Origin of the sequence: Scytonema hankhaensis NUACC26, from assembly GCF_045865695.1 — a bacterium.
GTDB lineage: Bacteria > Cyanobacteriota > Cyanobacteriia > Cyanobacteriales > Nostocaceae > Scytonema.
Genome location: NZ_BAACAP010000208.1, coordinates 1 through 12,918 on the forward strand (window position 1 = coordinate 1; position 12,918 = coordinate 12,918).

Sequence of the window (12,918 nt, forward strand, 5' to 3'; positions counted from 1 at the left end):
TTTCTAATCTGAGTAGACTCACAGTGTGGACAATGCATAGTATAACACCTCAATTCCTCCCTATATTATGCAACGCCCGATTGGCTTTTCCTGTGGGAATTTTGCAAGAAGTGACTCACCCATGCGTAATTCAACCTTTGCCTCATCGTAGCAATGAGTTATTTTTAGGGCTGGTTAATATTCGCGGAGAAACGTTGCTTTGTGCTTCCCTGAGTTATCTGTTGAATCTGCAACCAACAGAGGAGATTTCTTCTTCCTCCAACAATACAAAACGAATGATTGTTGCAGGACAAGGGAACAACAAATGGGTTTTTCCTGTTGATGAAGTTCATGGAATTTACCGCTTTCACTCTCAAGAATTACGGGATGCTCCTGTTGTAATTACTAAAGCTGCTCAAGCTTATACCAAGGGGATTATTCATTGGCAGGGAGAAAAAGTGAATTATCTTGACTCTGAATTGTTGTTTTACACTCTCAATCACAAAATTTTGTAGGGATATCACCTCGTTCCCAGGTAGAACCTGGGAACGAGAGAGGAAAAATCGTTTCGGGCTAGCAACTAGGAACAGTCATTATTAATTTAATATTTATTTGATATATATGAATGAATACTCCATAATCGATTTATTTCGTCAGGAGATCCAAACTCAGGTTACAATCTTTCGGGAAACTCTTGGGGTACTGAGAACGCAGCCTTTCTCTATGACAGAATTGGAACGGGCAACTCAAGCAGCTCATTCGGTATGGGGAACTGCTCGGCTTGTGGACTTGGAGGTTGCTTCTAACCTGGCGGAAGCTTTGAAGCAGTGTTTTTTGGCTGCTCAGAACAAAACTGTTACTTTGGGTGAAGAGCAGATCGAGCTTTTACTTCATGCTAGCGATTTGCTCTTGAGTATGAGTAAAGCAGTAGATAGAGATTTTGAGCAATGGCTCTCTGATTATTCTTGGGATTTAGCTACAACTCAGAAAGCTATTTCAATTTTACTGAGTGGGAATGTAGTGACGGGCGAGATGCCTGTAGCACAGTTAGATAATATTTCTTCTATGAATGCAGTGACGGGCGAGACGCCCGTTCCACAATTACTTGTAGCACAATCGGATGCAATTCACTCTGTGAATGAACTGACGGGCGAGACGCCCGTACCACAATTGCCTGTAGCACAATTAGATGAAATTCATTCTGTAAATGTACTGACGGGCGAGACGCCCGTACCACAATTACTTGTAGCACAATTAGATGAAATTCATTCTGTAAATGTACTGACGGGCGAGACGCCCGTACCACAACTGCCTATAGCACAATCGGATGCAATTCATTCTGTGAATGCCCTGTCGAGGGATGATGATGGTTCTATGATGGATCTGTTTCGCTTGGAAGCAGAAGCGCAGATTGCTGTCATGAATGATGGGCTGTTAGCACTGGAAAGTAACCCTCGCTCTGCACAAGCTTTGGAAACGTTAATGCGAGCTGCTCACTCTATTAAGGGGTCTGCTTGAATCGTTTCACTGGATGCGGTGGTCAACTTGGCTCATGTCATGGAGGATTGTTTTGTTGCGGCGCAAAATAAAACTATTACTTTAGATTCTAACCAAGTTGATGTACTGCTTCAAGCAGTGGATTTATTGCAAGGTATTAGCCTGGTGAGTAATGCAGATTTACCTCAATGGCTAAATAATAATAAAGTAGCTTTTGAACAGACGCGAGCATCTGTAGCGACAATTTTAAATCCTGAATCTGCACCTTTACCAAGGGAGGAGAAAGGAATTTCTCTGTCTTCTGTATCTTCTAGTGTTCCTGTCCCTGTTTCCTCTGAACCAAAAACTTTAAGCGAAATTAAACCTGAATCAAATCCCGATTCAGCGCTTGTTGTGGTTAATCAATCTCCACCACCAACTCAAGTAATGGTTCAACGTTCGGAATTGGCAGATCCTTCGAGTTCTGCATCCGAACAGGTTGCTGTTCAAGACAGGGTGGTGCGGGTTAGTGCTGAAAACTTGAACCGCATTATGGGTTTGGCTGGGGAGTCATTGATTGAAGCAAACTGGTTGCAACCTCATGCTGATTCTATGATGTCTCTCAAATGGCGTTTGGTTGAACTTTCTAGAACTTTGGAACATTTGCAAGATGCTCTTGATAGGGGAGCATATCATCAAGATGGGAAGGAGTACCTGGAGGAGGCGCGACACCGGGAGCAAGAGTGTCTTGATTTTTTGAGCGATCGCCTGAACGAACTCGAACTTTATGCTCAACGAACTGCTAACTTATCAGATCGTCTCTACCGAGAAGTCATTACTTCTCACATGCGCCCTTTTGCTGATGGCGTACAGAGCTTTCCACCTATGATTCGCAATTTAGCACGCAAACTGAACAAGCAAGTGAATTTAGATATTGTTGGAAAAGCAACATCGGTGGATCGCGACATTCTTAAAAAACTGGAAGCACCTCTGACTCATATTCTCAGAAATGCTGTGGATCACGGGATTGAACTCCCAGAGGAACGGGCGGCTGTGGGAAAACCAACTGTAGGTACAATTCGTTTGGAAGCTTTTCATCGAGGAGGTATGTTAGCAATTACCATTGCTGACGATGGTAAAGGTATAGATCCAGAGCAATTGCGCCAGAAAGTGATTAATAAAAACTTAACAACGGCTGAAATGGCGGCTCAACTCTCAATTAGCGAGCTAATGGAGTTCCTGTTTTTACCAGGATTTTCAACGGCAAAACAAGTAACGGAAATCTCTGGACGCGGTGTCGGGTTGGATATTGCCAAGAGCATGGCGCAGGAAGTCGGTGGAACGGTGCGTGCTGTTTCTCAAAAAGGATTGGGAACTAGTTTCCACTTTCAATTACCTTTGACGCTATCGGTTGTTCGCACGCTATTAGTTGAAATTTCTGGAAGACCTTATGCTATTCCTTTGGCTCGAATTGGTCACATCATTACAGTGGAACGTTCTGATATTTCTGATGTTGAGAACCGTCAGTATTTTACCATGAATCAGAAAAATATTGGTTTGATTGCTGCTCATCAAATTCTAGAACTTAGCGAACCTCCACCTCAGTCTGGAGCACTTTCGGTGGTTGTGGTTAGCGATCGCGATGATGCTTATGGATTAGTAGTCGATAAGTTTCTTGGCGAACACGATTTGGTTGTTAGACCTTTAGATCCACGGTTGGGGAAAGTTCCTGATATCAGTGCTACATCCTTACTCAGTGATGGTTCGCCAGTGTTGATTGTAGATGTGTCGGATATGGTGCGATCGATGGATGCTATCCTTAATGCGGGACGGCTTACCAAAGTTGGTGTTGTCACAGCAGAAGAAATTGCAGACAAGCGTAAGAAAGTTTTAGTCGTTGATGATTCCATCACGGTACGAGAAATGGAGCGCAAGTTATTAGAGAATCGGGGTTATCAAGTGGAGATCGCTGTCAATGGTATGGAAGGATGGAGTGCTGTTCGTACTAACCATTACGACTTAGTTATCAGCGATATTGATATGCCACGCATGAATGGAATTGAACTCGTTCGACAAATCAAGAGCCATCCCCGCTTGCACTCAATGCCTGTTATCATTATGTCCTACCGAGACCGCGAGGAAGACCGCATTCAGGGATTAGAAGCAGGTGCCGATTACTACTTGACAAAAACTAGTTTTCATGATAACACATTGATTGATGCCGTTGTAGATTTAGTGGGTCGTTAAGTATGAGAATTGCCATCGTTAACGACCTAGCAATCGCAGTAGCAGCACTCAGAAGAGTCTTGCAGACCGTTCCCGATTATCAAGTTATCTGGGTAGCTCATGATGGAGCCGAAGCAGTTGCCAAATGCAAACAAGATCCACCAGATTTAATCTTAATGGATTTGGTAATGCCCGTGATGGATGGGGTAGAAGCAACCCGCCAGATCGTGCAAAACTTTTCCTGTGCGGTTCTGATTGTGACAGTGAGCGCGGAGCAAAACGTCGCCAAAGTATACGAAGCAATGGGTTATGGTGCATTGGATGCAGTTGATACCCCAGTTTTGGGTCAAGAAAGCGATCGCACTGCAAATCAGTTATTGACTAAAATTTCCAGAATCCGCAAACTACTAAAAGTATCTCCCACAAACACAAAGCCATCTGTTCGCTCCCCTCAATTAGAGCGCCGCAGCAATCTCTTGTCTGCAACCTCTTTGATTGCTATCGGGTCATCAACAGGCGGACCTAAAGCACTAGCCTCTATTTTGTCAAAGTTCCCTGCCAATTTTAATACGGCGATCGCCATCGTCCAACACGTTGATGCCGATTTTTCAGCAGGATTTGTAGAGTGGTTAAACCAACAAACAGCATTACCTGTGAGATTAGCAGTTGCAGGCGATCGTTTGGAATCGGGAACAGTTCTAGTTGCTGGTACGAACGACCATCTTTATTTGAAGCCCGACTTAACCCTCAGTTACACAAAAGATCCAGTGAATTACCCTTACCGTCCATCTGTTGATGTCTTCTTCAAAAGTCTCGCTCAACACTGGACGCGCAAGGGAACGGCTGTGCTGTTAACTGGAATGGGAAGAGACGGTGCTGTTGGTTTAAGCGCTTTGAAAAATCGAGGTTGGCACACTATCGCCCAAGACAAAGCAAGTTGTGTGGTGTATGGAATGCCCAAAGCAGCCGTTGAATTAGATGCAGCCGTCGAAATTTTATCACCAGATGCGATCGCGTCTACCCTTATTCAAAATCTAAAATTGCAACCGCAGATGAACGCAGATGGACGCAGATAGAAAATATTATCAGCGTTCGTCTGCGTGCATCTGCGGTTCAAAATTTAAAATTAGTAATTCTTATGGACGAGCAAATAACTGTATTACTTATTGACGACCAATCCATCATTGGCGAAGCCATTTCTCGAATGCTGGCTCCCGAAAAGGATATTGTGTTTCACTACTGTAACGATCCGACCCAAGCAATCAAAGTAGCCAAAGATTGCCAACCAACCGTCATTTTACAAGACTTGGTTATGCCACAAATGCAAGGGCTGCTGTTAGTAAAGTTTCTACGCTCCAAAGACGCACCTACTTGCAATATTCCCCTAATTGTGCTTTCTAGTAAAGAAGATCCTGTGATTAAAGCCAAAGCGTTTGAACTAGGGGCAAATGATTATTTAGTCAAACTACCCGATCGCATGGAGTTGATTGCTCGCATCCGCTATCACTCAAAAGCTTACGTTAACTTTCGCAAGCGATTGGAAGCGGAAGCTCTTTTCAAAGCTGAAATTCTACGTCAAGCAGCATATATAGATGAGGTAAATAAGGTAACATCTGCTGCTAGTGATGTAGAAAAAGATGCTTTTCAACCAGAGGCTCTAGCAGAGGTAACTAAACGAAGCGATGAACTCGGACAATTAGCAAGAGTTTTTACCAACATGGTCAAAATCGTTAAAGCAAGAGAAAAAGAGCTAACTAGTGCTAATGCTCAGTTAGAGTCTTTGTTAAAAGCTTACGGGCGGTTTGTACCCCATGAATATTTGCGGTTTTTACGGAAACAAACGATTACAGATGTGCAATTGGGCGACCATGTAAGCAAAGTCATGGCGGTTATGTTTAGTGACATTCGCTCCTTCACAACCATCTCTGAAACCATGACACCCCAGGACAATTTTAACTTTGTTAATGCTTATCTCAAACGTGTCAGCCCTGAAATTCGCTCTCACTACGGTATTATTGTCAAATTTTTAGGTGATGGCATGATGGCTGTGTTTCCTGAAGGAGCCGATGATGCAGTGGCGGCGGGAGTTACCAAACATCGACGAGTTCACGAATACAATAAAGAACGCGCAGCGAAAGGTTACCTTCCCCTCCAGGTAGGTATAGGCATTCACGTTGGGCATATGATGTTGGGTATGGTGGGTGAAGAAAACCGGATGCAGGGAGATGCTTTCTCTGACAATGTTAACCTGACAGCTCGCTTGGAAGGGCTGACGAAATTTTATGGCGTGTCTTTGTTAATTTCCGAGCAAGCGCTTCATCATTTGAGTACCCCTGAAAAGTATCACATTCGGTTTTTAGATCGAGCAATTGTGAAAGGGCGGACGGAAGCGATCGCAGTTTATGAAGTCTTAGATGCAGAAATTGAAGAAATCCATGCGCTTAAACTTCAAACACAACCAGAATTTGAGCGGGGTTTGGAGTACTACAAGAACAGCGATCTAGAACTGGCAAAAACATATTTTGAAAAAGTACTTGCTATCCATCCTTCAGATAAGACAGCAACGCTTTATTTAGAACGAGTCAAAATATTGTTGGAAAAGGGAGTTCCCAAAAACTGGAATGGTGTATGGACATTTACTGATAAATGAAAACTACTTCCTGGGCGTGCTCTTATCTTGATTACTCAAACACGTAGGGGAGCCACCCGAAGTGCGCGGGTTCCCCCGTGACTACTAGGATTGGCGTTGGGTACTGCACTGCCCACCATTCGCGCTTTGTAGGGCATAGCCCCACCTACAAAGCGCGGTAATTTTAGAGTAGAAAGAGAGTAGTATACCCACCTTACTGTAATTTTATGCAAAAATAGGAACATAGTGTGTCAATCCTTGAACGTTAAATACTACTACCAAGGAAAATTATGAGACAACTTCAAGCACCAATATACTTCTACTGCGATCCAAGAGAGGGCGTTCCAGAAGGTGACAAGTTACAGCATTGTTTGATTTGCTTAGCCGAGGGTTTTAGGGAGTTAGGTATCCCATTTTTTTCTAATACCAATTACTGGCAAGAATCTCCAGAACAAGAGTATCTTATTCGTCACAATCCAAATATTAACCCCGATGATTGTTCTGTAGTTATTTTTACAAATAATTGGTACACTGTTAACCTTCCTTTACCAAAAAATTTATTTCATCCAAATCGAAAATATTTAACTGTTTACATAGATGGGGAGGATGGCGATCGCACTTATATAGACAGACCTGAGTTTAGGCAGTTTGATTTCATATTGAGAAATCATTATAACAAACATCTTCACTATGGCAAAAATTTTTATCCTTGGCCTTTTGGACTCACTTACCGTATTTTACAAGAACTCGATAAAGTACCTAACTTTCAAGATAGAGATCGACACCTACTTATCAATTACAGACATTGGGCAACAAATACCCATTCTGTAAGGCAAATTACTGGTAGCCAAGTTATCCCAAGTCTTGAAAAAATATTGCCCGTCCATCACTATGTAGATAATGAAAAGCCAACAGACACTTATCATCATCATCACTGGAAGCAATCGGGTGGACGCCACTACCCAAATTACTACAAACGTCTCAAAGATTCAGCCGCATGTGCTGCCTTTGGAGGGTTTTTTGTACCCTCTTGGTTTAAAAATCCTGGGAGTTTTGGGAGTCGTTTTGGAAAGCGTGTTTTCACTAAGTTGAAATTAAAGTCCAACACAGTTGTTCAATGGGATAGCTGGAGATTATGGGAGTCATTAGCAGCAGGATGCGTAACTTTTCATCTAGACTTTGAGAAATACGGTTTTTCTCTACCTACAATGCCAAAGAATTGGCAACATTATATTGGGATAGATTTAGATAACATACAAGAATCTGTAGATAGAATAGCTGCACAACCAGAAATTCTTGAAGAAATTGCCACAGCAGGAAGGCGTTGGGCATTAGAAAACTATAGCCCTGTGCCGATAGCGATCGCTTTTCTTCAAACAATTGGATATAGCGATTTGCTTTCTGAAAGTGCCTCAAGCTATCAACAAAGCCTTGGAAATTGAGTCACAATACATGAGAAGCCTCTAAATAAATATATCCTAATAATTTCTTGTAGAGCACATATCCTATATCCAAACAATTCTTGTGGTACGGGCATCCTGCCCGTTTTTTATAAGTAGCCCACCATTCAATATTGGTAGGCAACGCTACTTGTTTACAAATCAAATAGGATTGTTATATATCCCAATTATTTTTTGCGTTCCGGGCAGGATGCACATACTACAAGATGAAATAATTTATGGTAAGCTCATTTATTTTTTTGTAGTTTCTTCAAAAATTCTTAAAATCCACTTTAAGGGTTTGCTCTCCCACTGTCACTTCATCACCCGATACTAATTGCCGTCTCCGCCTAGTTTCAACCGAACCATTTACTTTGACATTACCACCCTGAATCATCAGTTTTGCTTGCCCTCCAGTTGGAGTTACGCCCATTAACTTCAAAAACTGGTCTAATTGAATTGTATTGTTACTTGTGTCCATAACGCATCTTGAGAAAATTCCAGCTGTATCAGCTAGAATCGTTTATACAGGTCATGTTACAGCACCTTGGAGTTGGGCAAATGAAACACGCACGTCTAATTATGAATCCGGTGTCTGGAACTGATGAACCTAATCCCCTAAAATTGCCAGATATTTTGACAGCGCTAGAAGCAGAAGGTATTCGCGCTGACTTAGCATTTACTAAACCTGACGAATCTCCGGCAGTCATTGCCCAAAAAGTTGTTGAAGAAGGTTACTATGATATGGTGATCGTAGGGGGCGGTGACGGTACAGTTAGCGAAGTTGCAAAAGGATTGCTTTATGCCCCAATTCCACTGGGAATTTTACCAATTGGCACTTACAATAACATAGCTAGAACCCTAAATTTACCAATGGATTTTCTTCAAGCCTGTCAGGTGCTGGGTCGAGGGCAAATTCAGAACATAGATGTTGGACAAGCTAATGACGAGCATTTCTTTTTAGAAGCAGCCGGGGTAGGGCTTGATGCAACTCTATTTCCTATTGGCGAAGAAATCAAAGGTGGAAAATGGGGACGGATGCTGCAAGCTTTTCGCTTAGCAATGGGTTATCAACCGCAACTCCTGACAATTGAGTTAGATCGTCCCATTGCTGAAGCTAGAACTCACCCAAAGCCAAGCCCAAGATTTTTAAGACGAAAAATAGCTAGTCGCAACGAATTTCAGATTAAAGCTTTATTGGTTGCGATCGCAAATATGCCCTATTATGGTGCAGCATTTATGGTTGCACCAAATGCGATCGTAGATGACGGTTTGCTAACAGTCACTATTTACCGTCAATTTAGTAAGTGGGAACTAGTGCGCCATTTTTGGTCAATCAGTCGGGGACAATACAACTACAATCCCAAGATTGAAACTTACCAAGTTGCATCTGTTCGTCTCTCCTCAAACGCTAAATTACCCGTTCATATTGATGGACATCCAATTGGTGAGGTTCCAGTAACGTTGAAAGTACTCAAGCAAGCCTTAAAAGTAGTTCTTCCAGATATTGACACGCCAACTTATCAATCTCAAGATGATGCCAATCCACCTATCGTGCTTCCTGTTGAGTCACAGAAAGAATTGGATTAATCGATGCGTGGATTTTAGATTTTGGATATAAAAAAACAAGAGGGTGGCATTTTATTATCCCACTCCTCTGTTATTAATTTTTACTGGTCACTGGTCACTGGTTACAGCATAACTCCAGCGAACTTCAGAAAATCAGCCATTTCGCGAATTTCTTTACCGTTTGGTAGTTTGACGCCTTGAGATGGTTCCCAATCTTGGTTAAGGAAGGAAGATGGATCGTTTCTCATCAAACCAATAAAGGTTTCAGCGACAATGCGGCTACCAACTTCACCCAGAGAGTCGCCATTGGCACGAATTTCAGACTCTTTAAGAATGTAATACCATGCTGGAGTCTTTTCTAGGAAAGGTGCGAGGGCTTGATTCATTTGTGATGAATTACGACGCTGAAGTTCTTCGGCTGTCAATCTTTTGACACCTAGTTTATCAGCTAGGCTCTGTCCGGTAGGAATACTGAGGAAGTAGCCACGTAGTAGGTTCCGCTTCGCAAGGTGCTTGAGAAGGTCGTTAATTGCTTGTGTCTTACTTGGGTCGATTTCATTTTGCATATCTGACAAAAACTTTGTCAAACGAGTGTCAATCCTGCGTGCTGAGTTTCTACCTCTTATAGAAGCTCTTCCTTTGTCAGCAAAACGATTCCATTCAATAATCCAGTTAAAGGGAAGAGTCGGACTACCTCTGAAACCTCCTTTTCCTGTAAAGACAAAGAGTAAATCAAATGTTGAGATAGCCAGTGGTGGTGGCGTTAATGGTCTGTCTGTAAAATTACGATTGTGGTCATAGGCACCGCGTATCAAACTATGTCCAAAGCGATAAGCTGCAACGGAGAATTCAAGGGGCATAAAAAGTTCTCCATTCCGAGGTTTATAAAATTTTAGACCTCCGGTAAGGATACTATCTACTGTCCCCTTGACTGTTAATGTTTTCAGAAAATCATTGATAACCAACCACTGGTAGTGCCAGCGAACTAACTGTTGCGATCGCTCGAACAGAGTTACATTGTCTCCAGCATTTTCAGGTTCGTTAGCCCGTACCCAATCTACGACTGCATTATGGAACCGTAGAAAAGCAACATGGAGTTGTGCCACAATCAGATTCTCATCATTACGGCTATCACCAATGATGGCTCTCTTGTCCTCACCGCGTGGCAAATCGCGCATCAAATCGCCTTCTGGGGGAATTTTAACTCCTTGTATATCAGGACTATCAGTCGCTTGACCGACTTTCAGTTTAACAGGGTCGTTTTCCTGATAGAAACCTTTTGCTTCCGTTGGCGTTTGAGAAGGATCTAGGGTTGGTCCGTCACCATAAACACTGTCTAGATCGAAGGTGGGGCGGCGCAAATTTTTAAGTTGCTCAATGACAGTACTAGGTGGCAGAGGTTTGAAATCTTCATTAGTAATGTCAGTTTTTAGATTTTTAGCAGTGCGATCTGTGTTGGCAGTAATGTCATGGTCGATAAATTGCCCCAAATAAGTAAAAATTGGAGGTATCTTGGAGCTAATTGGTGCTTGTGGTGGCAGCGGTCCGCTGAAATCAGTGCTGTCAATCATCGCATCACCCAAAGCTTTCAGCTTTGCAATGATATCTTTGGTGTTTGTCGCAGGAAGTAGGCTGTTTGGATCTTTGGCAAGTTCTGGAAAAAGGTAATCAAAATCTGTTTCTACGTCGATCGCTCGCGCGTTGGTTCCTTCAATAGATCTTGTTACCTCCTCTTCCTTGATGTAACCACCATGGCTAAACTGAAATGGAATACTTTGCATTGTCTTCTCCTCGTTTATGTTTTCTTCTTTAGAAGGCTTTGCAGCTCGAAGTCGTCAATGTTACTTGAGGTTCCAAAACTCCCGTCTTTATTTCTATAGGTGTCAGTGAAATCAGCTTATGCACTATTGGCACTCACACTACGTTGACTGCCTTTTTTCTAAGGTGTCAGACAAAACCCTTTTCTGGTATTACCTTCAAGGGTACTTTTAATAATCTGTAATTATGCGTAGTGCTTAGTGCTTGTCCCCGTACAAAAGGTAATGATGATACAATTTGACTAAATCCGAAAAAAAGCTCTGTAAAATTTAATAATTGCGAGCGTAGGGATTGGCGATTGGCGACAGGGAAACTTAGCATATGTTTTTTCCTGTAAGACTATTTCTTAGCAATATGTAATATTGCTGCTATGCTACGCTCCACATCTTCATCTGTTGTTGCCCAAGAGGATACGCTAATACGCATCGCTGTTTGTCCTTGCCAAACCGTACTCCCACACCAACAAGTTCCTTCTGCTTGAATCTGTGCGATCGCACGAAGGGTCATTTCTGCATCTCCAAAAGATACCAAGACTTGATTTAACACTACATCGTTGAGAATCTGATATCCAGCTGCTTGAATCTCTCTGGCAAAATGTCTCGCATGAGAGCATGTACGTTCAACGAGATCGGCAACTCCAGAACGACCAAGCGATCGCAATGCAGCCCAAACTTCAACACCACGGGCGCGTCTAGAAAATTCAGGTGTGTAGTCAGATGGATTGCGGCGATCGCTAAGAGTTGGTAAATATGAAGCACTAACCGCCATTGATGCTTTTAAAACATCTGCATTGCGAACAAATGCCAGCCCACTATCATAAGGAACATTCAACCACTTATGAGCATCGGTTGCCCAAGAATCTGCTTGTTCCACACCATGTGTCAGATAAGCTAGAGATGGACATGCGGCTGCCCAAAGTCCGAACGCACCATCAACGTGTACCCACACTCCTGGTGTACGGTTACGTTCGCAAATATCCCCCACGGGATCGCATGCACCTGTATTGACATTTCCAACTTGGGTGCAAACAATAGCAGGACTCGTCACAGACGGGATCGCCTCCGGACGCATTCGCCCTTGAGAGTCCACTGGTACTTTTACCACTCGATCGCGACCAAATCCCAATAATCCCAGTGCTTTGAGCAAACTCGGATGCACTTCTTCTCCCACTACGACTGTAATAGGTGGTGCGCCAAACAACCCATCTGCTTCTACATTCCAACCAACGCGATCGAGGACAGCGTGACGAGCAGCAGCGAGTGCTGTAAAGTTGGCAACCGTTGCTCCTGTAACGAATGCACCGCCACACTCAGAAGGTAGATGTAGTAAATCCAAAAGCCAGTCTAGAGCCACCTGTTCCAAAAAAGCAGTTGCAGGTGTGATGTGAGCCATCCCAGAATTTTGATCCCAAGCTCCAGCTAACCAGTTTGCTGCTAGAGTAACAGGGAGAGAACCTCCTGTCACCAAACCAAAAAAACGAGATCCTGCCATTGCCATCGTTCCAGGAGAGCCAATTTCATCAAGTAATTGTAGAACCAGTTCTGGATTGGTAGAATCCTCCGGTAATAGCTCATCAAACTGAGCAAGGTTGATGACGGCTTCTGTTGAAGGAGCAACGTTACGGCTTTCCAACTCCTCAAGATAACGAATGGCACGCTTAGAAGTCGATTCTAAAAGTTTTCGCATTTTTACAGTTTATAGTAAATTTCAGATTTAGGGACTTCCAAATAAAAAAATAACCAACTTTCTCTTGTGGTACGGGCGTCCTCGCCCGTTCTTTAC

10 protein-coding genes are annotated in these 12,918 nt (G+C 42.9%); 7 read left to right on the forward strand and 3 right to left on the reverse strand.

Features of this window, described 5'->3' with window-relative positions:
- From ACKTT2_RS25605 to ACKTT2_RS25630, 6 genes are all read left to right on the forward strand, one after another.
- A partial coding sequence (locus ACKTT2_RS25605) for a chemotaxis protein CheW (RefSeq protein ID WP_407891839.1) occupies window positions 1–494 on the forward strand: 494 nt, incomplete at its 5' end.
- A gap of 106 nt (window positions 495–600) precedes the next feature.
- Window positions 601–1,497: an Hpt domain-containing protein gene (locus ACKTT2_RS25610; protein WP_407891841.1), complete on the forward strand. Its 897-nt coding sequence runs from the start codon at window positions 601–603 to the stop codon at window positions 1,495–1,497.
- Between the two features lie 39 nt (window positions 1,498–1,536).
- On the forward strand, window positions 1,537–3,702 hold the full coding sequence (locus ACKTT2_RS25615) for a response regulator (protein WP_407891842.1): 2,166 nt from the start codon (window positions 1,537–1,539) through the stop codon (window positions 3,700–3,702).
- Between the two features lie 2 nt (window positions 3,703–3,704).
- A complete protein-coding gene (locus ACKTT2_RS25620) occupies window positions 3,705–4,757 on the forward strand; it encodes a chemotaxis response regulator protein-glutamate methylesterase (RefSeq protein ID WP_407891844.1) in 1,053 nt (350 codons plus the stop codon).
- A gap of 62 nt (window positions 4,758–4,819) precedes the next feature.
- The gene (locus ACKTT2_RS25625) at window positions 4,820–6,331 is read left to right on the forward strand and encodes a response regulator (RefSeq protein WP_407891846.1); all 1,512 of its coding nucleotides are present in this window, start codon (window positions 4,820–4,822) and stop codon (window positions 6,329–6,331) included.
- A 269-nt stretch (window positions 6,332–6,600) separates the two neighbouring features.
- The gene (locus tag ACKTT2_RS25630) at window positions 6,601–7,752 is read left to right on the forward strand and encodes a glycosyltransferase (RefSeq protein ID WP_407891848.1); all 1,152 of its coding nucleotides are present in this window, start codon (window positions 6,601–6,603) and stop codon (window positions 7,750–7,752) included.
- A gap of 268 nt (window positions 7,753–8,020) precedes the next feature.
- Here the strand turns inward: ACKTT2_RS25630 and ACKTT2_RS25635 are convergent, their stop codons facing one another.
- Window positions 8,021–8,230 (reverse strand): RNA-binding S4 domain-containing protein, encoded by a 210-nt coding sequence (locus tag ACKTT2_RS25635; protein WP_407891850.1) that lies wholly within the window; start codon window positions 8,228–8,230, stop codon window positions 8,021–8,023.
- Window positions 8,231–8,310: 80 nt separating this feature from the next.
- Between ACKTT2_RS25635 and ACKTT2_RS25640 the strand changes: the two genes are divergently transcribed.
- Window positions 8,311–9,339: a diacylglycerol/lipid kinase family protein gene (locus ACKTT2_RS25640; RefSeq protein WP_407891852.1), complete on the forward strand. Its 1,029-nt coding sequence runs from the start codon at window positions 8,311–8,313 to the stop codon at window positions 9,337–9,339.
- Between the two features lie 101 nt (window positions 9,340–9,440).
- On the opposite strand, the gene ACKTT2_RS25645 is transcribed toward ACKTT2_RS25640, so the two are convergent.
- Together ACKTT2_RS25645 and ACKTT2_RS25650 are read right to left on the reverse strand one after the other, a co-directional pair.
- The gene (locus ACKTT2_RS25645; protein WP_407891854.1) at window positions 9,441–11,099 is read right to left on the reverse strand and encodes a peroxidase family protein; all 1,659 of its coding nucleotides are present in this window, start codon (window positions 11,097–11,099) and stop codon (window positions 9,441–9,443) included.
- A gap of 376 nt (window positions 11,100–11,475) precedes the next feature.
- Window positions 11,476–12,822, reverse strand: a complete 1,347-nt coding sequence (locus ACKTT2_RS25650) for a pyridoxal phosphate-dependent decarboxylase family protein (protein ID WP_407891856.1) — start codon at window positions 12,820–12,822, stop codon at window positions 11,476–11,478.
- Window positions 12,823–12,918 lie beyond the last annotated feature (96 nt).